We start from the raw sequence: 22,492 nt of genomic DNA, 5'->3' as shown, positions 1-22,492 counted from the left end.
CCTTGCTCTAAACTTCGGCGCATGTCCGCATCCCCACAAGACTCCGTCAACCCGCAAAAGCAGCGCACCGGCCTGTCCCGCATCTGGCATGCTGGCGGCTACTCGCTCTCGGGACTGCGCGCGGGATGGCAGGAAAAGGCCTTTCGCCTGGAAGCCATTTTTGCCGTCTTCATGCTTCCTGCCTCCTTCTGGCTCAGCCGCAGCTGGGTCGAAGCTGCCCTGCTTGCAGGTTCGGTGCTGCTGGTGCTCATCACCGAGCTGCTCAACAGCGGCATAGAAGCCGCCATCGATCGCATAGGCCCTGAATGGCATGCCCTGTCCAAGCAGGCCAAGGACATGGGTAGCGCCGCCGTGTTTCTCTCTCTTGTGCTGTGTGGCGGCATCTGGCTCGCGGCACTCCATCAACGGTTTTTTGTATGACAAGCCCTGCTTTCTCGATTTGTGTTTATTGCGGCTCGCGTCCCGGCAACAGCCCGGAATTCACCGCCGCCGCGCGCTCCGTGGGCCGCTGGATAGGCGAGCATGGCGGTCAGCTGGTCTATGGCGGCGGCCGCAGCGGCCTCATGGGCGAGGTGGCCGAGGCCACGCAGGCGGCTGGCGGCCGCGTCATCGGCATCATTCCCCAGATCCTGGTCGACAAAGAGGTCGCCAACCACAGTTGCGACGAGTTGCACATCGTCCAGACCATGCATGAGCGCAAGGCTATGATGGCCGAGCACAGCGATGCCTTTGTAGCCCTGCCCGGCGGCATCGGCACCTTCGAGGAACTCTACGAAATCTGGACCTGGCGCCAGCTCGGCTATCACGACAAGCCCATAGGCCTGCTCAATGTGGACGGCTATTACGACGGCATGCTGCAGTTTCTGCAATCCTGCGTAGGCCATGGCTTCATGGGCGAGTGGCAGATGGGCCTGATGGAAAGCGGCAGCGAGATTGGCGCCCTGCTTGCCTGCCTGGTGCAAAACGCCGGCACCAAACTCGAAACCCCGGCCCTGCGCGAGGTGATCTAACCTCGCTTTGCCCTGAGATCGTAAACACGTTCTGAGGCACGGCGCATAAAACTGCGCGCGTCCAAACCGGAATGCCGAGCAAGAGCCGCCTCGCCGCAAAGCGGATCAGGGGGCAGCTCAGATCGCCGTGTCGTCGAGCTCGCCCGTGCGGATGCGCACCACGCGCTCCACAGGCGAGACAAAAATCTTGCCGTCACCGATTTTGCCCGTGCGCGCCACATTGACGATGGAGTCCACACAGCGGTCCACATCCTCGGTCCTGACCACGACCTCAATCTTCACCTTGGGCAGAAAGTCCACCACGTACTCAGCGCCACGGTAGAGCTCGGTATGGCCTTTCTGGCGGCCAAAGCCCTTGACCTCGGTCACCGTCAGGCCGTTGACGCCGCATTCGGCCAGGGCCTCTCGCACCTCTTCGAGCTTGAACGGCTTGATGACAGCGGTAATCAGTTTCATGAAAAACTCCTCAATGCGTGCAACAGGGCCTGGCCCGGCGCCCCGGAAAGCGGGTGCCGGCCCCTGGTTCAGGCCCGAAAATAATTGGTGATGGGATAGCGCCAGTCCTTGCCATAGCTGCGACGCGTGACACGCGGGCCTATGGGCGCCTGGCGCCGCTTGTACTCGTTGATCTTGATCAGACGCGTGACCCGCTCCACATCGGTGGCGGCAAAGCCCCGGCTCACGATGGGGTCTATGCCCTCATCATCTTCCATATAGGCTTGCACGATGGCATCGAGCACCTCATAGGGCGGCAGGCTGTCCTCGTCCTTTTGATCGGGACGCAACTCGGCGCTGGGCGGGCGCGTGATGATGCGCTCGGGAATGGGGTCCAGCCCCGTGCCGAACGGATCGTTGGCATTGCGCCAGCGCGCCAGCGCAAACACCTCGGTCTTGAGCACATCCTTGATCACCGCAAAGCCGCCGGCCATGTCGCCATACAGCGTGCAGTAGCCGGTGGCCATCTCGCTTTTGTTGCCCGTGGTCAGCACCACGGAGCCGAACTTGTTGGACAAAGCCATGAGCAGCGTTCCGCGGATGCGCGCCTGCAGGTTTTCCTCGGTCGTATCCTCGGGCCGGCCCTCGAACAGCGGTGCCAGCGAGGCCTTGAAGGCCTCGAATTCGGGAGCGATGGAAATCTCGTCGTAGCGCACGCCCACGCGCTCGGCCATGTCGCGCGCATCCAGCCAGCTGATGTCGGCCGTATAGGGCGAAGGCATCATCACCGTGCGCACTTTGTGCGCACCCAGCGCGTCGACGGCGATCGCCAGCACCAGGGCCGAATCCATGCCCCCCGACAAGCCGATCAAGACTCCGGGAAAGCCGTTCTTGCCCACATAGTCGCGCACCGCCAGAACCAGGGCCGACCACAGGGCCTGCAGATGGGCGGTCCGCTCAGCCAGCGCCCCCGAGAGCAGCAGACCACCGGATTCGACCTCGACGCCGACCACAGGCAGCTCCTCGGCAAAGGCCGCAGCACGCGCGGCCACACTGCCATCGGCCTGCAAGGCGAAAGAGCCGCCATCGAACACCACCTCGTCCTGGCCACCCACCAGATGGGCATACACCACGGGCAGGCCGGTCTCGCGTGCGCGCTGGGCCAGCACGGCTTCGCGCTCGGCCTGCTTGCCCGCATGAAACGGCGAAGCGTTGAGCACGGCCAGCAGCTCGGCGCCCGCATCCGCCGCAGCGCGTGCAGGATCCGGATGCCAGGCGTCCTCGCAGATCAGCAGGCCTATGCGCCGGCCCTGGTGCTCGAACACGCAGGGCTGCTGCCCGGGCACGAAATAGCGCTGCTCGTCGAACACGCCGTAATTGGGCAGGCATTGCTTGCGATAGCTGCACAGCAGCAGCCCGTCCCTGAGCACGCTGGCCTGGTTGAACAGCAGCCCCGATTCCTCGTGCCTGCCCGCATGGCCCAGCACCAGAGCCAGACCCGGCCAGCGCGCTGTCTCTTGCGTCAGTTGCTGCACGGCCAGCCCGCAGGCCTCGACAAAGGCCGGGCGCAGATAAAGGTCTTCAGCCGCATAGCCACTCAGGGCAAGCTCGGGCGTGAGCAGCAGCCTCGCGCCTTTGGCATAAGCTTGCTCGCAGGCGGCAATGATTTTTTGGACATTGCCCGGTAAATCGCCCACGACAAAATTGAGCTGGGCAGTGCAAATGGAGAGCGTCATGGAATGCTTTGTAGCCGAAAAGCCCGTCAGGCCTGTGGCGCAGCACGCTGCGCATCAATGCCAGGACCTGCATCGGGAGCGGCATGGCTGAAAGCGCAATTATCACCCGCGTGCTGCACAGCCTGCAGCAGTTGCCCGCCAAGGCCTGGAACGACCTGCTCGCACACCAGGCCTGCCCCACCCCCTTCATGCGCCATGAATATCTGTGCGCGCTGGAGCAAAGCGCCAGCGCCGTGCCCGACACGGGCTGGGGGCCTTGCGTGCTCACGCTGTGGCAGGGCGAGGAGCTCGTCGCGGCCTGCATGCTGTATGCCAAGTCCCATTCCTATGGCGAATATGTATTCGACTGGGCCTGGGCCCGCGCCTATGAGCAGCACGGCCTGGCCTACTACCCCAAGGGCCTGGTGGCCGTGCCGTTCACGCCCGTGCCCGGCAGCCGGCTGCTGGCGCGCAGCCAGGGGCTGCGCGAAGCCCTGGTGCGTGCGCTGCAGGATTTTGCGCAGGCACAGCAGCTGTCCTCCCTGCACCTTTTGTTCGGCGACGAGGCCGATCTCGCAGCCTGCGCAAGCCAGGGCTGGATGCAGCGCTCCAACGTCCAGTTCCACTGGAGCAACCGCCAGGGCAGCGGCTACACGGACTTTGACGATTTTCTGGCCGCACTCAGCCAGGACAAGCGCAAGAAGATCCGCCAGGAGCGGCGCAAGGTCAGCGAAGCCGGCGTGCGCTTTCGCGCCCTGCACGGCCCGCAGATAGGCGCTGACGATCTGGAGTTCTTCTACCGCTGCTATGAGCGCACCTATCTCGAGCACGGCAATGCGCCTTATCTGAGCCCGCAGTTCTTTGCGCTGCAACTCCAGCAGATGCCACAGGCCTGGCTGCTGTTCATCGCCGAACGTCATGGCCAGCCGATAGCTTCAAGCTTGATAGCGCTTAGCGCTGATGCAGCAAGACATTCAGCATTAAACAAGCTTGAAATCGTTAGCAGGCAAGCGCTACCAGCTCCTGAAAGCATTGCACCCTCAGGCACGGCCTATGGTCGCTACTGGGGCGCACTGGAGCGCGTGGACTGCCTGCACTTCGAGGCCTGCTACTACCAGCCCCTGGCCTGGTGCATAGAGCGCGGCATTGCCAGCTTCGAGGGCGGCGCCCAGGGAGAACACAAGATGGCACGCGCCCTGCTGCCCCAGACCACGCCCAGCGCCCACTGGATTGCGCACCCGTCCTTTGCCGAGGCCATAGAGCGCTTTCTCGAACGCGAGGGCCAGGGCATGGCCCGCTACCTGGACGAGCTCCAGGCCCACAGCCCCTTGCGCCGCCCAGCGCAGGACATCTGCCGCTGAGCGGGCTCAACGCAAAAGCGGCCCGATCTCGAAGACCAGGCCGCCTGTTTCTCCCCCGCTCTGCGAGCCACCGCACCAAGACCATCTCGCCGCCCGGGGAGACAAGGGCGTCGCAGGCGGCTCGCGGGAGCTGGCAGAGGGCTGGCTTCAGCCCTTGTAGTTGGCGATGCCGTCCACCACTTCCTTCTTGGCCTCATCCACACCCTTCCAGCCCAGCACCTTGACCCACTTGCCCTTTTCCAGGTCCTTGTAGTGCTCGAAGAAATGCGAGATCTGCTTGAGCGTGATCTCGTGGATGTCTTCCAGGGTATTGATCTTGTCGTAGGCGGGCAGCAGCTTTTGCGTGGGCACGGCCAGCACCTTGCCGTCGACGCCGGACTCATCTTCCATCTGCAGAATGCCGATGGGGCGGCAGGCCACGACCACGCCCGGAGGCAGAGGGAAAGGCGTCAGCACCAGCACGTCCACCGGGTCACCGTCGCCGGACAGGGTCTGGGGCACATAGCCGTAGTTCGCGGGGTAGTGCATGGCCGTGGCCATGAAGCGGTCCACAAAAACGGCACCGCTTTCCTTGTCCACCTCGTACTTGATGGGGTCGGAGTTGGCCGAGATCTCGATGACCACGTTGAAATTTTCAGGAGCGTTCTTGCCCGGGGTGACTTTGTCGAAGGACATGATGGGATAAAGCTGTTGAAACAAAAAAGCCCCGTAACCGGGGGATTCGGCCGTGATTTTAGGCGCTGGGCCTGACACAGGTTTGACACGGCCGATTTCGGCCCTTCGATCCGGGCGCAAAGCCCGGTGCCGACACGCGCGGCCCGACGGCCACCAGGCCTGAGAACGTGTTTACAGCCAGCGACCTGGCTCAGGCATGTGCGCGCTGGCGCCGGCGCACCGGCCCTGCCTGGCGCTGCACGGCCTGCTGCAGCGGCTTTCTGAAGCCCAGCGCAAAACCGATTTCGGCCAGCACGAACAAGGGCCCGATGGCAAGCCCCACGACATCGTCGAAGAACGCGGGCTTGCGGCCCTCGTAGTAATGACCGACGAACTGGATCACCCAGCCCAGCACGAAAACGCCCAGGCCCCAGGCCAGCCAGATCCCCACGGGCAGTTGGGCCAGAGGCCATGCCAGGGCCAGCATGGCCGCCAGCACCAGCGCCATGCACAACCCGTAACGCAGATCCAGCATCAGGTAATAAATGCCCGCCACCAGCGCCAGCAGCAAGGCCGCACTCAGCGGCAGCGCCGCCCACGGCGCGCCCCAGCCGGGCAGCCAGTAGGCGCGCGAGAGCAGGATCAGCACGGCCCACATGATCATGGGCACACCCACATAGTGGGTGGCGATATTGCGCGGATCGCGATGGTAGTGAGCGTATTGCGCAAGTTGATCAACAAGGGTTTTCATCCTCTGCACCTCGGGGAAAAGTTGCACAAACATGCTGAAGCTGCCAACCCTTTATGTCTGTCATGCAACCGACACAAGCTTCACTCAACCCTCAGGATTTACCCCTTAAGCCCGTAAAAGCAGATCGTCCCCAGACATCACACCGCTTGAGATCCTGGCCTGCCGACCTCGACCATCTGTGGAGCGGGCTGCAGGCCGGCCGCTGGCTGCGCGAGCTGCCGCAAGATCTGGGCGAACAGCTCAAGGCTCTGGCCAGGCCTCGGCAGCTGGCTGCCGCCGAATGGCTGTTCAGACGTGGCGATCCGACTTGCGGGCTCTATGCGGTCGCACGCGGCACCTTGTGCATCTCCGGCACCCTGGCCCAGGGCGGACAGACCCGCACGGCCTTGCTAAGTCTTGCCGATGCACCCATGTGGCTGGGCGAGGTCGGCCTGTTCGACGGCACGACGCGCAGCCATGACGTACAGGCCGTCACGGCCTGCACCCTGCTGCACATACCCCAGGCGCCCTTGCTGGCCTGGCTGCAGCAGCATCCTGCGCACTGGCAGAACATGGCTTTGCTGCTGACCGACAAGCTGCGGGCCTGCATGGCAAGCTTTGAGGAGCAATTGCTGCTGCCCGCTCCCCAGCGCCTGATACGGCGTCTGGTGCGCATGGCCCAGGGGCTGGAGCAGTGGTATGAGCCTTATGAGGCAGAGCAGCCTCTGCACTCGCGCCGCGAGCTGCAGGTCTCGCAGGAGCAGTTGGCGCGCATGCTGGGCCTCTCGCGCCAGACCACGAACCAGATACTGCAGACGCTGCAGCAAAGCCGGCTGATACGGCTGCGCCGCGCCAAGCTGGAGATCCTGGACCTCCAGGGCTTGCGCCTGGCCGGAGATTGATTTCCAGCGCCATGCCTGCACCGGGCGCCACCTAGGTGACAAGCTGCGCTGGACAAGCGATCAGCGCCCCTCACAATCGGACCCGAGCATTGTCTCGGGTCAAGTCCGCTCAATCCCGGCAGCATTCACGCCTGCCCGCCCTCATCCTAAGAAAATCCCGGATCACCTGCGTGGACGTCGCTCTGCGCCCAGCACCCTGGAGAAGGATGCTCGAAAATCCACCCCCGGGACCCCGACACCCGATACGATCAAAACCAAAAAGAAAGCCTGCCCCATGCCCTTGCCTCCCGCTTCAGACCGAGTCCTGCAGCACTTGCGCGACGTGCGCTACCGAAGCTATTTACGCGCCGACGGACTATGGGACATCGAAGGCGAGCTGCGCGACAGCAAAGACCATGACATCGAACTCAGCGGCCACCGCAAGGTTGCCGCGGGTTCGTCCATACACCACATGTGGATCCGCGCCACCGTGAACACGCAGCTTGTGGTCCAGGCCATGGAGGTGGCCATGGATGCCCACCCCCTGGGCCACTGCCCCGAAGCGGCACGGGCCCTGCAAAAGATGGTCGGCTGCTCCATGGCCCGCGGCTGGCGCAAGTCCATTGCCGAGCACCTGGGCGGCGTCGCCAGCTGCACGCACCTGCGCGAGCTGCTGTTCAACATGGCCACGGCCGGCTTCCAGTCCATTCCCGGCGTCTTTTCCGACGCTGACGAAACCCGCCCTCCGCGCCACCTCGGCCAGTGCCTGGGCTGGGACTTCAACGGCCCCGGCGTTGCGCTCTACTACCCTCAGTTCGTCAACTGGCAGCCTGAGACCGTCAAAGCCTGAGGACCCGGGGGCATTGCCCTTGGGGCAAAATCTGGCCATGGCAGAAAGAGTGATTCCCCTGGTCGATGAGCGCATGGCAGTGCGCACCGCCGTCGTGCCCGCAAGCACATCGGCGCCCAGCGGCGAACTGCTCGACGGGCTGGGACGGCCGCTGCGCGATCTGCGCATCAGCGTCACCGATCGCTGCAACTTCCGCTGCAGCTATTGCATGCCCAAGGAAGTCTTTGACAAGAACTACCGCTACCTGCCGCACAGCGACCTGCTGAGCTTCGAGGAGATCACGCGCACGGCCCGGCTGTTTGTGCGCCATGGGGTGCGCAAGATCCGCCTCACCGGGGGCGAACCCCTGCTGCGCAAGAACGTGGAAAACCTCGTGGCCCAGTTGGCCGAGCTGCGCACGCCCGAGGGACAGCCACTGGACCTGACGCTGACCACGAATGGCTCGCTGCTCGCGCGCAAGGCCACCGCGCTCAAGGCCGCGGGGCTGAAGCGCGCGACCATCAGCCTCGACGGACTCGACGATGCGGTGTTTCGCAGCATGAACGATGTGGACTTTCCGGTCGCCGAAGTGCTGGCCGGCATAGAGGCGGCGCAGGCCGCCGGCCTGAGCCACATCAAGGTCAACATGGTGGTCAAGCGCGGCACCAACGAAGACCAGGTGCTGCCCATGGCACGCCACTTTCGCGGCACGGGCGTGACGCTGCGCTTCATCGAATACATGGATGTGGGCGTCACCAACGGCTGGCGCATGGACGAAGTCCTGCCCTCGCACGAGCTCATCGAGCGGCTGCGCGCCGAACTGCCCTTGCTGCCGCTGGCCCCGACAACGGCCGGTGAGACTGCCCGGCGCTGGGGCTATGCCGATGCCCAGGGCCGGCATGACCCGGGCCTCGGAGAGATCGGCGTCATCAGCAGCGTCACCCAGGCCTTTTGCCGCGACTGCAACCGTGCGCGCCTCTCGATGGAGGGACGGCTCTACCTGTGCCTGTTCGCCACCGAGGGCTGGGACTTGCGCAGCCTGCTGCGCAGCGGCGCCAACGATGAAGAGGTCGCCGCTGCCGTGGCACGCATCTGGCGGCAGCGCCATGACCGCTACTCGGAACTGCGCGCCAGCCTGCCACCCAGCCCGGACAGCAGCGCACGCCGCCGCATAGAGATGAGCTATATCGGCGGCTGAAACCGCCCAGAGCAAGACTGCATGAGTGCCAGCCACAGCCCCCATTCCCTGTCCACTGCCCTGCCCCCTCCCCGGCGTGACCTCATCACCGGCTGCATTCTTGCCGGCGGACGCGGCATGCGCATGGGCGGTGTGGACAAGGGCCTGCAGGACTTCTGCGGCCAGCCCCTGGCCTTGCATGCACTGCAGCGCCTGGCGCCCCAGGTCGGCAGCCTCATGATCAATGCCAACCGCAATCCGGACGACTATGCGCGCCTGGGTGCGGCCCACGAAGCACAAGTCTGGCCCGATGCCGAGCCCGACTACCCGGGCCCACTGGCCGGCTTTCTGAGCGGGCTCGAACACTGCCGCACGCCCTGGCTGGTCTGCGTGCCTTGCGACACCCCCCTGTTCCCTCTGGACCTGGTGGAGCGCCTGGCCCGGGCCGCTATTGCCGCCGAGCCCATGGCCGAGGTCGTGATTGCCCATGGGCTGGAACGCCAGTTTGAGCAGGATCAAGCCCGTCTGCGGGCTCAGCCTGTGTTTTGCCTGCTGCATCGCGGTCTGCGTGATAGTCTTTCCCTCTTTGTACGCTCGGGCGGGCGCAAGATCGATGCCTGGACGGCCCAGCACCGCCATGCGGCGGCCACCTTCGACCTCGCCAGCGACAGCCCTCTCGCCTTCGCCAATGCCAACACGCTGCAGGAGCTCAAGGCCCTGGAGCAGGCCCGGGCGCTCTGACCCCACTCGGCGCCCAGGCGCAATCAGACGGCGGCTCTGTGCCGCTTCACAGGATTTGCTTGCGATGACTGCTATTTTTCAACCTGCATCGGCCATGGCCGAGCCACAAAACCTCAGCGTCGAACAGGCCCAGGCCCAACTGGCCAGCCTGTTGACCCCGCTCGGCCCCATCTGCGAGACCGAGATGCTTCCACTGGCCGAGGCCCTGGACCGTGTGCTGGCCGAGGACCTGACCTCGCCTGTGGACGTCCCCCCGCACGACAACGCCGCCATGGACGGCTACGCCCTCAACGGAGCCCAGTTGCAGCCAGGCCAGCCCCTGGTGCTGCAAGTCGTGGGCCGCGCCCTGGCCGGTGTCCCATGGAGCGGAGAGATAGGACCCGGCCAGTGCCTGAAGATCATGACCGGCGCCGTGCTGCCTGCGGGGCTGGATACGGTTGTCCCGCACGAACTCACCCAGGCCCTGGACGAGCAGCGCATCCGCATTCCCGCAGACAGCCTGCGGGCGGGCGCCAACCGCCGCCTGTGCGGCGAAGATCTGGGCCGGGGCAACCTGGCTCTGCCCAAAGGACAAAAGCTGCACCCTGCAGCGCTGGGCCTGCTCGCCAGCCTGGGGCTGAGTCAGGTCGAAGTGCGCAGGCGCCTGCGCGTGGCGTATTTCTCCACGGGCGATGAAATCCTCGCCCCCGGCATGGCTGCGCGTGAAGGCGCCATCTACGACAGCAACAGCTTCAGCCTGCAAGGCCTGCTCAAGCGCCTGGGCGTGCAAGTCCTCGACCTGGGCCAGGTGCCCGACGAACCACAGGCCCTGGAGACGCGCTTGCGCGAAGCCGCAGCCCTCGCCGATGTGGTGCTGACCAGCGGCGGCATCAGCGCGGGCGAGGCCGACCATACACGCGCCATGCTGCAACGCCTGGGCCATGTGCAGTTCTGGCGCCTGGCCATGCGTCCGGGCAAGCCACTGGCCGCTGGCCTGCTGCAGCCGGGCCTGAGCTCGGCCTTTGCACCCAAATCGGGCACAAGCGCAATCGACATCAACGTCGGCAGCTCCGAAAAGCAGAGCACCCAGACGCCCAGACCCACGGTCTTGCTGGGCCTGCCCGGCAATCCCGTGGCCGCCATGATCAGCTTTGCGCTGTTCGTGCGCCCGGCCCTGCTGCAGCTCATGGGAGACACATCTGCGCCCCTGCCGCTGGCCCAGGCCATTGCAGCCCAGGACTTTCACAAGCGCCCCGGCCGCAGCGAATACCAGCGCGGCATTTTGGCCATGGGCCCGGATGGCCGCGCCCGGGTGCGCAGCACCGGGGCCCAGGGCTCGGCCTTGCTGAGCTCCCTGGTTCAGGCCAACTGCCTGGTCGTGCTGGAGCCGGAACGCGGCCAGGTGCTGGCCGGTGAGACCGTGAACGTGCTGCTGCTCGACGGCGCCATCTGAAAGTCATGCCATGACCTACCAGGCCCAGCACTTGCCCACCCCTCCTGCACACGAGGCCATACAGGCCCTGCAAGGCGCTGTGCTTTTGGAGTTCGGCACGCCCTGGTGCGGGCATTGCCAGCGCGCCCAGCCGCTGCTGCAGGCCGCGCTGGAGCAGACAGCCGCCATCACGCACCTCAAGATAGAGGACGGGCCCGGCAAGCGCCTGGGACGCATCTACGGCGTCAAGCTCTGGCCCACGCTGGTGTTCTTGCGCGACGGCCAGGAAATCACGCGCCTGGTGCGGCCCGAAAGCCTGCAGCAGATCACGCAGGCCCTGGATTCTCTATAAGCGGCCCAGGGCCAGATCCACACCCTTGTTGGCCAGCGCATCGGCGCGCTCGTTGCCCGGGTCGCCCGCATGGCCCTTGACCCAGCGCCAGTCTATGCGGTGGCCGCTTCCCTGGACCAGGGCATCCAGACGCTGCCAGAGCTCGACATTCTTCACAGGCTCCTTGGAGGCCGTCTTCCAGCCCTTGGCCTTCCAGCCGTGAATCCACTCCGTAATACCCTTGCGCACATATTGACTGTCCAGGTACAGCAGTACATCGCAGGGCCGCTTCAAGGCCGACAAGGCCTCGATCACGGCCATGAGCTCCATACGGTTGTTGGTGGTGTCCAGCTCGCCGCCGAACAACTCCTTTTCGGCGTTGCCGGCCTGCAGCACGACGCCCCAGCCGCCAGGCCCTGGATTGCCCTTGCAGGCGCCATCGGTGTAGATCACTACTTGGTTCAAAAGATATTCCTGATGCGTTGAAAATGCCTGCCCGATCATGACACGGGCCACGGAGTCTCCAGCGTCCCCTGACGGCAAATTCATCCACCGACGCAACGCGGCGTGTTCGCGCACCAGCATCGCGACACCAGCCGGGCCCATGAGAAAGCCCAGGGCATATCTCCCCCAAGACTAAGCCTATCGCTATATACAATAAAATACATTGACAACAAGCAAGCCTTCTTCAGTTCAACACCTTGCTCGTGCCCCAGGCCCAATCGACCTTGGTCAACGTTTCTGGCAAGAGCACAGAGATCTTGCATTCGGTCAATGGTCGGGGCTTCGCTCCCAACAATGCAAGAACAACCCATTCACTCCCAACTTTCCCGGCGCGGCTTTCTGAAGCTGGCCGGCGCAGGCGTGGCTACCACATCGATGGCGGCCATGGGCTTCGGCGAGGCCGAAGCCCATGTAGCTGCCCATGTGCGCCAGTTCAAGCTGGCCACGACCACCGAGACCCGCAACATCTGCACCTATTGCTCGGTGGCCTGCGGCATCATCATGTATTCCAAGGGTGATTTCTACGCAGGCGAAAAGGCCAGAATCATCCACATCGAAGGCGATGCCGACCACCCCACCAACAAGGGCACGCTGTGCCCCAAGGGTGCGGCCATCAAGGACTTCGTCAACTCCGACACCCGCACCAAGGTGCCGCGCTACCGCGCACCGGGTGCAGACCATTGGGAAGATGTCAGCTGGGACTTCGCCCTCGACAAGGTTGCACGCCACATCAAGGACGACCGCGACGCCAACTTTGTCGAGAAGAACGAAGCCGGCACCACCGTGAACCGCTGGACCAGCATGGGTTTTCTGGCCGCCTCGGGCGGCACCAACGAAACCGGCTGGATCACCTACAAAACGGTGCGTGCCCTCGGCGTTCTGCCCTTCGACAATCAGGCACGCGTCTGACACGGCCCTACGGTAGCCAGTCTGGCTCCGACTTTTGGCCGTGGCGCAATGACCAACGCCTGGACCGATATCAAGAACACCGACCTCGTCGTCGTCATGGGTGGCAATGCCGCCGAAGCCCACCCCTGCGGCTTCAAATGGGTGACCGAGGCCAAACACCACAACAAGGCCAAGCTCATCGTTGTGGACCCCCGCTTCAACCGCACGGCATCGGTTGCGGATTACTACGCCCCCATCCGGCCGGGCTCGGACATCTCCTTTCTGATGGGGGTGATCCGTTACTGCATGGCCAACGACAAGGTGCAGTGGGAATACCTCAAGCACTACACCAACGCCAGCTACCTGGTGCGCGACGGCTTTGGCTGGAAGGATGGCCTGTTCAACGGCTATGACGAGGACCAGCGCGCCTACGACCAGAGCGAGTGGGACTACCAGTACGACGCCAATGGCCAGCCGCTGACCGACCCCACGCTGCAACACCCGCGCTGCGTGTGGAATCTGCTGCGGGAGCATGTGGAGGTGTACACGCCGGAGTTTGTGGAAAACATCTGCGGCACGCCCAAGGACCGCTTTCTCAAGATCTGCGAAATGATCGGCGAGACGGCGGCCACCGACAAGGTCATGACCTCCTGCTACGCCCTGGGCTGGACCCAGCATTCCAAGGGTGCGCAAAACATCCGCGGCATGGCCATGCTGCAGCTGATGCTGGGCAATATCGGCCTGCCCGGTGGCGGGGTGAACGCGCTGCGCGGCCATGCCAACATCCAGGGCCTGACGGACCTGGGTCTGCTCTCGCACATGCTGCCCGGCTATATGGGCCTGCCCAACGAGCGCGAGACTTCGCTGGCGGCCTACCTGGCCACCAAGACCAACAAGCCCATGTTCCCGGGCCAGACCAGCTACTGGCAGCACACCGACAAGTTCATGGTGAGCTTTTTGAAGTCCATGTGGGGTGACAAGGCCACGGCAGAGAATGGTTTTGGCTACGACTGGCTGCCCAAGCTGGATGTGCCCTACTACGACATCCTGCGCACCTTCACCATGATGGAAGAGGGCAAGGTCAATCTGTACTTCTGCCAGGGCTTCAACCCGCTGATGTCCTTCCCCAACCGGGCCAAGCTGACGCGGGCGCTGTCCAAGCTCAAGCTGCTGGTGTCCATCGACCCGCTGGAGACCGAGACCGCTGCGTTCTGGCAAAACCACGGTGTCTACAACGATGTGAACCCGGCCGAGATCATGACCGAGGTGCTGGAGCTGCCCTCCACCTGCTTTGCCGAAGACGAAGGCGCCACGGTCAACTCCGGCCGCTGGCTGCAGTGGCACTGGACCGGTGCCAACCCGCCGGGCAATGCCAAGCACGACACCTGGATCATGGCCGAGATCTTCCTGCGCGTGCGTGAGCTCTACCGCAAGGAAGGCGGCGTCTGCCCCGAGCCCATCTTCAATCTGAGCTGGGACTACCACAAGCCCAACGACCCCGAGCCCGAAGAGCTGGCCAAGGAAATGAATGGCCGGGCGCTCAAAGACGTGTATGACCTGAATGACCCGAGCAAGCTGGTGCGCAAGGCCGGCGAGCAGCACGCGGCCTTTAGCGAGCTGCGCGCCGATGGCTCCACCATGTCCGGCTGCTGGATTTATGCCGGCTCCTGGACCGAGCAGGGCAATATGATGGCCCGCCGCAACAACCACGACGAAGGTGGCATAGGCACCTATCTGAACTGGACCTGGGCCTGGCCGGCCAACCGCCGCATTCTTTACAACCGCGCCAGCGCCGACCTCCAGGGCAAGCCCTGGGATGCCAAGCGCAAGCTGCTGGAGTGGAATGTGGACCAGCAGCGCTGGGAAGGCTATGACGTGCCGGACTTCTCGCCCACGGCCCAGCCCGAGGTGGTACGCCCCTTCATCATGACGCAGGAGGGCACGGCCCGGCTGTTCGTGCGCAAGATGCTGCGCGACGGCCCCTTCCCCACGCACATGGAGCCCTGGGAAAGCCCGGTGGAGAACCCCTTCAACAAGAAGATGCGCGGCAACCCTGTGGGCCGTATCTTCCAGGCCGACCTGGAGCAGCTGGGCACCAGCGAAGAGTTCCCCTTTGTGGGCACCTCGTACCGCCTGACCGAGCACTTCCACACCTGGACCAAGCACAACAAGGTCAACGCCGTGCTGCAGCCCGATTTCTTTGTCGAAATCAGCGAAGAGCTGGCGGCGCTGCGTGGCATCACCAAGGGTGGGCGCGTGCGCGTGTGGAACAAGCGCGGCGAGGTCTGGGCCAAGGCCGTGGTCACCAAGCGCATACGCCCGCTGATTTGCGACGGCAAGGAAGTGCACGTGATCGGCATCCCCATCCACTGGGGCTTCAAGGGCGCGGCCCGCAAGGGCTTTGGCGCCAACAGCCTGACGGTGTTTGCCGGTGAGGCGAATATCGACACGCCCGAGTCCAAGGCCTTTCTCGTCAACATCGAGCCGGCCAGCTCCGAAGACATCAAGAGGCTGACATCATGAGTTACCCCCAGGCCCAACAGCCGCGCACCGCGGCCGCCAACCCTCCGGTGCAGCCCATGGCGTCGAATCTGCTGCCCACAGACGTGATCAAGATCTCGGCCACGGACCATGTCCCCACGCCCGAGCGCCAGCTGACCAAGGTGGCCAAGCTGATCGACGTGTCCAAGTGCATAGGCTGCAAAGCCTGCCAGTCGGCCTGCATCGAGTGGAATGACACCCACCCGACCATGGAAGAGAACGTGGGCATCTATGAGAACCCACATGATCTGACGCCGGACATGTTCACGCTGATGCGCTTCACCGAATACCAGAACCCCGGCACCGGGGAGCTGGAATGGCTGATCCGCAAGGACGGCTGCATGCACTGCGAGGAGCCGGGCTGTCTGAAGTCCTGCCCCTCGCCGGGCGCCATCGTGCAGTACTCCAACGGCATCGTGGACTTCATCTCCGACAACTGCATTGGCTGCGGCTACTGCGTCAAGGGCTGCCCCTTCAATGTGCCGCGCATTCACAAGACGGCCAATGTGTCCAAGAAGTGCACGCTGTGCTCGGACCGCGTGGCCATGGGCCAGGGCCCGGCCTGTGCCAAGGCCTGCCCCACGCAGTGCATCAGCTTTGGCACCAAGGAGGACATGAAGGCCCTGGCCGCCGAGCGCGTGGAAGACCTGAAGGAGCGCGGCTACGACAACGCCGGCCTCTACGACCCGCAGGGCGTGGGCGGCACCCATGTGATGTATGTGCTGCACCACCGCGACAAGCCTTCGCTGTATGCCGGCCTGCCGGACGACCCCAAGATCTCGCCCACGGTGACGCTGTGGAAGGGCTCGGCGAAGAAGCTGGGCCTGATCGCCGCTGGCCTGGCCACGGTGGGTGCGGTGCTGCACGGCATTTTTGCCAAGCCCAATGCCGTGACCCCGCACGAGGAAGAAGAGGCGCAAGAGCTGGTGGACGATATCGACCAGGGCGGCGACGGCTATCCCCATGGACATGGGCATAACCACAGCCATGGCCCTGAACAGGCGCCCGGCGCCGCGCACGGCAAGGAGCAATGATGACCGACCAAGCAAACAACGCTGCCAGCCAGCGCGTCTACTCCGCCAAGGGCGATGAGCTGGCCAGCCGCAAGCCGGTGATGGTGGTGCGCTATCGCGGCATCACCCGCTTCAACCACTGGATCACGGCGGCCTGCATGATTGCCCTGCTGCTGACCGGCGCGGCGTTCTTCCACCCCTCGCTGTTCTGGCTCTCCAAGCTGTTTGGCGGCGGGCAGATGACACGCTGGATCCACCCCTGGATCGGCGTGCTGCTGTTCTTCAGCTTTCTGGGCCTGTTTTTGCAGATGTGGCACCTCAACCTGCCACGCCGCGAAGACCTGCAATGGAGCATGCAGATTGGTGATGTGCTGCAGGGCAAGGAAGAAAACCTGCCCGAGCTGGGCAAGTACAACGCCGGGCAAAAAGGCGTGTTCTGGGGCATGAGCGGGCTGATCCTGCTGCTCATCGTCACCGGCATCATGATCTGGGAACAGTATTTCCCGTTTCTGATGCCCATTCCGCTGCGACGCATTGCCGTGGTCGTGCATGCTGCAGCAGCCCTGGGTTGCTTTTTCATCTTTGTGGCCCATGTGTATGCCGCCATCTGGACGCGGGGCACCATACCGGCGATGACGCGCGGCACCGTGACCGGTGGCTGGGCCTTCCGCCACCACCGCAAGTGGTTGCGCGAGCTGGCCAAGCGCCCGCATGCGGCGGCGCCACCACCCACCCACAAGTCCTCACCCAAGTGAGCCCCGGCATGCGTCGCGCGCGCATGCCCCCTCTCCCACGATTTTCAGCGCCGGCCTGCCGGCCTCCCCCATGGCTGACAGCTCTATCCAACCCGATCCGTCCTTTATCACCGGGGGCATTGCCAAAACCCCGTTCACGCTGCAGCAGCCGCCGGCCCAGTGCTTTGACACCCGCGCCAGCCGCCTGCGCTTTCTGGCCCAAAGCAGCGAGCTGGCGCCCTATCTGGACTTTCTGGCCGATCTGGCCGCGCTGCAAGCCAGACTGGCGCAGGAGCTGCCGGCGCCCCACCCCATCAGCAGCGAACGCCTGCAGCAAGCCAGCCAGGCCGGCCTGCCCCCCATAGACCGCGCAGCCCTGGCCGACGACAGCCAGCTGCATGCCTGCCTGCGCGCGCTGTGCGAGGCTGCCACCCACATCGCCATGCCCGTCCCGGCACGCCAGGCACTGGATGCCTTGCGCAGCGCCGAAGCCGATGATGTGCGCTGGCTGCTGGCCAATGTGCTGAGTGATGTACCTGGCGAGGCCATTCCCCAAGACGCAATCGCCCTCCACCTGTTCGCCGCAGCGGTGGTGCAGGTGCACCTGGCGCGCCTGGCCACCAGCCTGCCCGCCGAGGCCCTGCAGCCCGTGGCCACCGGCGTGTGCCCGGCCTGCGGCGGTCTGCCCGTGACCTCCTCCGTCATCGGCCTGCGCGACATCGAGAACGTGCGCTATGCCAGCTGCAGCTGCTGCGCCACGCAGTGGAACGAGGTGCGCATCAAATGCCTGTGCTGCGGCTCCACCAAGGGCATCAGCTACCGCAGCGCCGGCACCGACGACGCCACAGTCAAGGCCGAGGTCTGCAAGGAATGCGGCCACTGGAGCAAACTGCTCTACCAGGTGCGCAACCCCAGCCTGGAGCCCGTGGCCGACGATGTGGGCAGCCTGGGCCTGGACCTGCTGATGCGCAGCGAAACCCCGTACCGGCGCGCGGGGTTCAATCCCTATTTGCTCGGATATTAGATTTCCCAGCCACCACCCTGATCGGTTTTTCTGTCCGGCCCCGGGCCCACGACGCTGGCCGCGGCGTCTGCGGGCTGTCTTCTGGCGGCCACGGGTGCGCCGACCATGGCGCTGCGCGCCTTCCACGAAGGCCCGAGCAAGCGCATGCCGACCACGCGCTTGACGGCCACCACGCAGTAAACCCCACCCAGCACGGGCCAGCCCACGGGGCCCACGCGGTCCATGACTTGCCAGCGCCGCAGCCAGCGCGCGCTTTGCACCGCAGGCACATAGCCGCCGAACTGCACGGCTTCGATCTCGAAAGCCAGCAGCCTCAGCCAATCCCGCAGCCGCCCATAGCCTGGCCCCCAGCCCAGGCCAGGCAGATAGCTGTTGCCGCGCTCCAGCCGGCGCTGCAGACCCAGAAGACTCATGGGGTTAAGCCCGCAGATCACCAGCCGCCCTTCAGGCACCAGAACGCGCGCGGCCTCGCGCAGCACGGCATGCGGGTCCGAGCTCGTCTCCAGAGTGTGCGGCAGGACCAGCAGATCCAGACAGGCTTCGGCAAACGGCAAGGCCACGGGGTCGGCCAGCAGCACGGGCGTCAGGCCATGATCTGCGGCGGCAGGGTTTTGGGCCCTCTCCTGCTCCCAATCCTGCAGGGCCTGCGCGGACTCCAGAGCCTGCCAGCGATGGGGCATGCGGTTGGCGCGCAGGCCTTGCAGCAAGGGCAAACCCAGCTGCAGGCTGTAATAGCCGAAAATGTCGGCCACAGCCTCATCGCAGCGCTGCTGCTCCCATTGCAACAAATAGCTTCCCAAAGCGGTCTGAGTCCAGTGAAGCTGGGAATCAGGCCTACCTATAATTTTGCTGCTCATGAACCTCTTGCCCATTCCCGCCTTTGCCGACAACTACATCTGGATGCTGTATGACGACGCAGGTCAGGCCCTGGTCGTGGACCCAGGCGATGCACAGCCGGTACTGGCCACGCTGCACCGGCTGGGTCTGCGGTTGCAAGGCATTTTAGTCACGCATCACCACGCGGATCATGTCGGCGGCGTGGCCCAGTTGCGCGAACTCACATCGGCCCGGGTCTGGGGTCCGGCCCATGAACAGTTGCCCGAGGCGGCCGAGCCCATTGTGCGCGTGGAAGGCGGTGACGAGATCCAGACCCTGGGCGGCCCCTGGCAGGTGTTGAGCGTGCCCGGCCATACCAGCGGCCATGTCGCGTATTTCAGCAGCAGCGCCTTGGAGCAGCCCTTGCTGTTCTGTGGCGATACCTTGTTTTCGGGCGGCTGCGGCCGTCTGTTCGAAGGTACACCTGCGCAGATGCAGGACTCTCTGGACCGCCTGGCGGCCCTGCCGCCATCGACCCGGGTCTGCTGCGCGCATGAATACACCTTGTCCAACCTGCGCTTTGCCCAGGCCGTGGAACCAAACAACCAGCAGTTGACTCAGTACCTGCAGCATTGCCAGGCACTGCGGGCCGCTGGCCAGCCTACACTGCCGTCCAGCATGGCAATCGAGCTTTCCATCAACCCGTTCCTGCGCACGCGCAATGCCGATGTGGCGCGTGCAGCGGCCGGCTTCGACGAACAAGTGAGACAGCAAGAGCCATCCAGTGTGCTGGCAGCTCTGCGCGAATGGAAAAACATATTCACATGAAATTACTACATGTTGTGCTGCTCAGCGGTGTGCTGGCGCTTGCAGGTTGCGCCACCACCGGCAATCCCGGGCTCGATGACGGCATGGCCGCCTCAAACACCCCCCTGTATCCCAAGGGGCCGCTGAGCCCACTGAGCCGTGGCAATGTCGCCAGCTCCGACGTGGCCTCCATGGAAGCCCCTGGCGATCTCTGGGTGCGCATACGCCGTGGCTTTGCGATGCCCGACCTGGAGCAGGATCTGGTGCACGACCGCGAGCAGTGGTACGCAGCCCGGCCCGACTACATACAGCGCATGACCGAGCGCTCGAGCAAGTACCTGTTCCACATCGTCGAGGAGCTTGAGCGCCGCAGCATGCCCACGGAGCTGGCCCTGCTGCCTTACATCGAAAGCGCCTTCAACCCCCAGGCCGTCTCCAGCGCCAAGGCTGCAGGCATGTGGCAGTTCATGCCGGCCACGGGCACGTATTTCGACCTCAAGCAAAACGCCTTCCGCGATGACAGGCGCGACGTGCTGGCCTCCACGCGCGCCGCGCTCGACTATCTGCAAAAGCTCTACGGCATGTTTGGCGACTGGCACCTGGCCCTGGCCGCCTACAACTGGGGCGAGGGCAGCGTGGGCCGCGCCATCAAGCGCAACCAGAAGCTGGGACTGCCCACGGGCTATACCGATCTGCAGATGCCGGCCGAGACGCGCATGTACGTGCCCAAGCTGCAGGCCGTGAAGAACATCGTGGCCGACCCCGATGCCTTCAGCACCGAGCTGCCGCTGATCGAGAACCACCCCTACTTCCAGGCCGTGACACTGGACCGCGACATCGACGTGGAGCTCGTCGCCAGGCTCGCCGACGTGGAGCTCAAGGACTTCAAGGCCCTGAACCCCGGCCTGCACAAACCCGTGATCTTTGCAGCGGGCACGCCCGAGATCCTTCTGCCCTGGGACAACGCCAAGGTCTTCAGGCGCAACCTCCAGGCCTATGACGAAGGCCAGTACGCAAGCTGGACCGTCTGGACCGTGCCCTCGACCATCAGCGTGGCCGAGGCCGCCCAGCGCGTGGGCCTGGGCGAGAGCGCCCTGCGCTCCATCAACAATATTCCGCCGCGCATGCTGATCAAGGCCGGCTCGGCCCTCATGGTGCCGCGCGGCGCCAACGTGCAGGCGGACGTGGCCAGCCATGTGGCCGACAACGGCCAGATCGCGCTGGCACCCGAAATCACCACACGCCGCACCACGGTCAAAGTACGCAAGCGCGACACCCTGACCAGTGTCGCGGGCCGCTACGGCGTCAGCGTCTCCAGCCTGGCCGAATGGAACAGGCTCAAGACGAATGCGCCGCTGCGCGCCGGCCAGTCCCTGGTGGCCTATCTGCCAGTGCGAGCCAACACCCGCCCCAGCGTCGCCGTGGCACGCAGACCGGCCAAGGTCCAGGCCAGCGCCCCGGCCGCACGCAAGGTCGCCACGGCCTCGTCCGCCAGCGCCCGCAAGGCCTCGCCCACGGCGCGCGCGCCGGCCAAGGTCAAGCGGCGCTAAGACAGCCCGAGAAGAACAGCCCCAGGTTCACCAGCCAGCCCAGCCCCCAGACTGCGCTGCGCAGGCTGGCCCTGTCGGCCAGATAGCAGGCGATATAGGCCAGGCGCAGCAGCACAAAGGCCAGGGCCAGGCCGTTGACCCAGGCCTGGGCTGCGCCCTGCTGCCAGGCCACGAACAGGGCTGCCACAAAAAACGGCAAGACTTCGAGGCTGTTGGCCTGGGCCGCATTCGCGCGCGCCTGGTAGCCGCCTTGGCGCGCCAGCCAGGCGCGCGGATCGCGGTTGTCAAAACCGCCATCGGCCGCCGAGCGTCCCAGCCCCTTGGCCTTGGCGATATAGGTGCAGACCAGGGGCAGGACCAGCACGACCAGCAAACACCAATGGGCCAGGGTGTAGCCGCTTGAATAAGCCATGGACATCTCCTTTTGAACGCATGAATCACTCTTGGCACTTTGCAACCAGCAGTCGGGAGCTGTCCTCTACGCTCTTACCCCGCCCCCAAAGGAATGAGGAAGTCCGACCAAGCGTGCAGCTTATAAAACTGGCAGAGCCCAGCTCAAAGACAGCAAGCAAGGGCCGCCCCGCAGCGAGGCTGTCGTCCCCCTCTGGGGGAAGCCGCAAAGCGGCTCAGGGGCAAGGTCTCACCGCCTGTCCACCAAGGCATGCGCAATCGTGCCCAGATCCACATATTCGAGCTCGCTGCCGATCGGCACGCCACGCGCCAGCCGCGTCACATGCAGGCCCCGGGCCTTGAGAGCTTCGGAGATCGCATGCGCGGTGGCCTCTCCTTCGGCCGTGAAGCTGGTGGCCAGAATGACCTCCTGCACCCGGCCGTCGCAGGCGCGCGCCAGCAACTGGCTCAGGCCCAGATCCTTGGGCCCCACGCCATCGAGCGGCGACAAACGCCCCATGAGCACGTAGTAATAGCCCTGGTAGGCACCCGTGCGCTCCATGGCCGCGAGGTCTGCAGGCGCCTCGACCACGCACAGGCGCGCCGCATCGCGGCCCTCATCCTCGCAGATGCTGCAGACCGGTGCTTCGGTAAACGTATGGCAGCGCTCGCAATGGCGCACCGAATCCACGGCCCGGCTCAGGGCCTGCGCGAGCTGGCGCGCGCCGTCCAGATCTCGCTGCAGCAGATGAAAGGCCATGCGCTGGGCCGACTTGATGCCCACCCCAGGCAGCCGCCGCAGGGCATCGATCAAGGCGTCCAGAGACTGAACATCCGACATGGGGCTTCCTTTACATCACAGCCTTAAAAAATGAGCATCTAGCGCTCATCAGACCTTGGTTTCAGGGTCTTTTATAGCTCAACCCCTTGCATGGCGGGCGCCAGCAGCT

22 protein-coding genes and 1 pseudogene are annotated in these 22,492 nt (G+C 64.7%); 15 read left to right on the top strand and 8 right to left on the bottom strand.

Annotated features, from left to right (window positions below):
• The first annotated feature begins 21 nt into the window (after positions 1 to 21).
• Together G486_RS0112610 and G486_RS0112605 are read left to right on the top strand one after the other, a co-directional pair.
• The gene (locus G486_RS0112610; protein WP_027015867.1) at positions 22 to 420 is read left to right on the top strand and encodes a diacylglycerol kinase; all 399 of its coding nucleotides are present in this window, start codon (positions 22 to 24) and stop codon (positions 418 to 420) included.
• Positions 417 to 1,010 (top strand): LOG family protein, encoded by a 594-nt coding sequence (locus G486_RS0112605; protein WP_027015866.1) that lies wholly within the window; start codon positions 417 to 419, stop codon positions 1,008 to 1,010. Before G486_RS0112610 ends, G486_RS0112605 begins: the two co-directional genes overlap by 4 nt.
• Before the next feature lie 117 nt (positions 1,011 to 1,127).
• Here the strand turns inward: G486_RS0112605 and G486_RS0112600 are convergent, their stop codons facing one another.
• Together G486_RS0112600 and G486_RS0112595 are read right to left on the bottom strand one after the other, a co-directional pair.
• On the bottom strand, positions 1,128 to 1,466 hold the full coding sequence (locus tag G486_RS0112600; protein ID WP_027015865.1) for a P-II family nitrogen regulator: 339 nt from the start codon (positions 1,464 to 1,466) through the stop codon (positions 1,128 to 1,130).
• A gap of 68 nt (positions 1,467 to 1,534) precedes the next feature.
• Positions 1,535 to 3,181 (bottom strand): NAD+ synthase, encoded by a 1,647-nt coding sequence (locus tag G486_RS0112595; RefSeq protein ID WP_027015864.1) that lies wholly within the window; start codon positions 3,179 to 3,181, stop codon positions 1,535 to 1,537.
• An 83-nt stretch (positions 3,182 to 3,264) separates the two neighbouring features.
• On the opposite strand from G486_RS0112595, the gene G486_RS0112590 reads away from it, so the two are divergent.
• The gene (locus G486_RS0112590; RefSeq protein WP_027015863.1) at positions 3,265 to 4,521 is read left to right on the top strand and encodes a GNAT family N-acetyltransferase; all 1,257 of its coding nucleotides are present in this window, start codon (positions 3,265 to 3,267) and stop codon (positions 4,519 to 4,521) included.
• A 147-nt stretch (positions 4,522 to 4,668) separates the two neighbouring features.
• On the opposite strand, the gene ppa is transcribed toward G486_RS0112590, so the two are convergent.
• Together ppa and G486_RS0112580 are read right to left on the bottom strand one after the other, a co-directional pair.
• Positions 4,669 to 5,196, bottom strand: a complete 528-nt coding sequence (ppa, locus tag G486_RS0112585; protein WP_027015862.1) for an inorganic diphosphatase — start codon at positions 5,194 to 5,196, stop codon at positions 4,669 to 4,671.
• A 190-nt stretch (positions 5,197 to 5,386) separates the two neighbouring features.
• Positions 5,387 to 5,926, bottom strand: coding sequence for an Mpo1 family 2-hydroxy fatty acid dioxygenase (locus G486_RS0112580; protein WP_027015861.1), 540 nt, complete (start codon positions 5,924 to 5,926; stop codon positions 5,387 to 5,389).
• Between the two features lie 146 nt (positions 5,927 to 6,072).
• Between G486_RS0112580 and G486_RS0112575 the strand changes: the two genes are divergently transcribed.
• The 6 genes from G486_RS0112575 (at position 6,073) to G486_RS0112550 (ending at position 11,296) form a co-directional block, all read left to right on the top strand.
• A complete protein-coding gene (locus G486_RS0112575; protein ID WP_245587308.1) occupies positions 6,073 to 6,807 on the top strand; it encodes a Crp/Fnr family transcriptional regulator in 735 nt (244 codons plus the stop codon).
• Positions 6,808 to 7,081: 274 nt separating this feature from the next.
• Positions 7,082 to 7,636, top strand: coding sequence for a DUF2889 domain-containing protein (locus G486_RS0112570; RefSeq protein ID WP_027015859.1), 555 nt, complete (start codon positions 7,082 to 7,084; stop codon positions 7,634 to 7,636).
• 37 nt (positions 7,637 to 7,673) lie between these two features.
• On the top strand, positions 7,674 to 8,813 hold the full coding sequence (moaA, locus tag G486_RS0112565) for a GTP 3',8-cyclase MoaA (protein WP_027015858.1): 1,140 nt from the start codon (positions 7,674 to 7,676) through the stop codon (positions 8,811 to 8,813).
• Positions 8,814 to 8,834: 21 nt separating this feature from the next.
• Positions 8,835 to 9,533, top strand: a complete 699-nt coding sequence (gene mobA / locus G486_RS0112560; RefSeq protein WP_027015857.1) for a molybdenum cofactor guanylyltransferase MobA — start codon at positions 8,835 to 8,837, stop codon at positions 9,531 to 9,533.
• 64 nt (positions 9,534 to 9,597) lie between these two features.
• The gene (gene moeA / locus G486_RS0112555) at positions 9,598 to 10,965 is read left to right on the top strand and encodes a molybdopterin molybdotransferase MoeA (protein WP_027015856.1); all 1,368 of its coding nucleotides are present in this window, start codon (positions 9,598 to 9,600) and stop codon (positions 10,963 to 10,965) included.
• A 10-nt stretch (positions 10,966 to 10,975) separates the two neighbouring features.
• Positions 10,976 to 11,296, top strand: a complete 321-nt coding sequence (locus tag G486_RS0112550; RefSeq protein WP_027015855.1) for a thioredoxin family protein — start codon at positions 10,976 to 10,978, stop codon at positions 11,294 to 11,296.
• Here the strand turns inward: G486_RS0112550 and rnhA are convergent.
• Entirely contained in the window at positions 11,291 to 11,740 is a 450-nt protein-coding gene (gene rnhA, locus G486_RS0112545) for a ribonuclease HI (RefSeq protein ID WP_027015854.1), read from the bottom strand. The two genes, G486_RS0112550 and rnhA, sit on opposite strands and share 6 nt — an antisense overlap.
• Before the next feature lie 333 nt (positions 11,741 to 12,073).
• Between rnhA and fdnG the strand changes: the two genes are divergently transcribed.
• The 4 genes and pseudogenes from fdnG (at position 12,074) to fdhE (ending at position 17,979) form a co-directional block, all read left to right on the top strand.
• On the top strand, positions 12,074 to 15,190 hold the full coding sequence (gene fdnG, locus G486_RS0112535; protein WP_084455250.1) for a formate dehydrogenase-N subunit alpha: 3,117 nt from the start codon (positions 12,074 to 12,076) through the stop codon (positions 15,188 to 15,190).
• A gap of 56 nt (positions 15,191 to 15,246) precedes the next feature.
• Positions 15,247 to 16,131 (top strand): annotated as a pseudogene (gene fdxH / locus G486_RS22230) (formate dehydrogenase subunit beta); the annotation flags it as partial.
• Between the two features lie 191 nt (positions 16,132 to 16,322).
• Positions 16,323 to 16,976, top strand: a complete 654-nt coding sequence (locus G486_RS22225) for a formate dehydrogenase subunit gamma (protein ID WP_245587311.1) — start codon at positions 16,323 to 16,325, stop codon at positions 16,974 to 16,976.
• A gap of 70 nt (positions 16,977 to 17,046) precedes the next feature.
• Positions 17,047 to 17,979, top strand: coding sequence for a formate dehydrogenase accessory protein FdhE (fdhE, locus tag G486_RS0112520; RefSeq protein WP_027015851.1), 933 nt, complete (start codon positions 17,047 to 17,049; stop codon positions 17,977 to 17,979).
• Here fdhE and G486_RS22220 read toward each other — a convergent pair.
• Positions 17,976 to 18,836, bottom strand: a complete 861-nt coding sequence (locus G486_RS22220; RefSeq protein WP_084455244.1) for a class I SAM-dependent methyltransferase — start codon at positions 18,834 to 18,836, stop codon at positions 17,976 to 17,978. The genes fdhE and G486_RS22220 overlap by 4 nt on opposite strands.
• Between G486_RS22220 and gloB the strand changes: the two genes are divergently transcribed.
• Positions 18,835 to 19,623: a hydroxyacylglutathione hydrolase gene (gloB, locus tag G486_RS0112510; protein WP_027015850.1), complete on the top strand. Its 789-nt coding sequence runs from the start codon at positions 18,835 to 18,837 to the stop codon at positions 19,621 to 19,623. The genes G486_RS22220 and gloB overlap by 2 nt on opposite strands.
• The gene (locus tag G486_RS0112505) at positions 19,620 to 21,152 is read left to right on the top strand and encodes a transglycosylase SLT domain-containing protein (protein ID WP_027015849.1); all 1,533 of its coding nucleotides are present in this window, start codon (positions 19,620 to 19,622) and stop codon (positions 21,150 to 21,152) included. Before gloB ends, G486_RS0112505 begins: the two co-directional genes overlap by 4 nt.
• Here G486_RS0112505 and G486_RS0112500 read toward each other — a convergent pair.
• Both G486_RS0112500 and recR read right to left on the bottom strand, forming a co-directional pair.
• Entirely contained in the window at positions 21,139 to 21,570 is a 432-nt protein-coding gene (locus G486_RS0112500; protein WP_027015848.1) for an MAPEG family protein, read from the bottom strand. The genes G486_RS0112505 and G486_RS0112500 overlap by 14 nt on opposite strands.
• Before the next feature lie 222 nt (positions 21,571 to 21,792).
• A complete protein-coding gene (gene recR, locus G486_RS0112495; protein ID WP_027015847.1) occupies positions 21,793 to 22,383 on the bottom strand; it encodes a recombination mediator RecR in 591 nt (196 codons plus the stop codon).
• Between the last annotated feature and the right edge of the window lie 109 nt (positions 22,384 to 22,492).

Origin of the sequence: Comamonas composti DSM 21721, from assembly GCF_000429845.1 — a bacterium.
In the GTDB taxonomy this organism is placed as follows: Bacteria; Pseudomonadota; Gammaproteobacteria; order Burkholderiales; family Burkholderiaceae_C; genus Comamonas; species Comamonas composti.
Note: the sequence above shows the minus strand (reverse complement) of the source record. Positions and strands in the feature narration are given on the sequence as shown.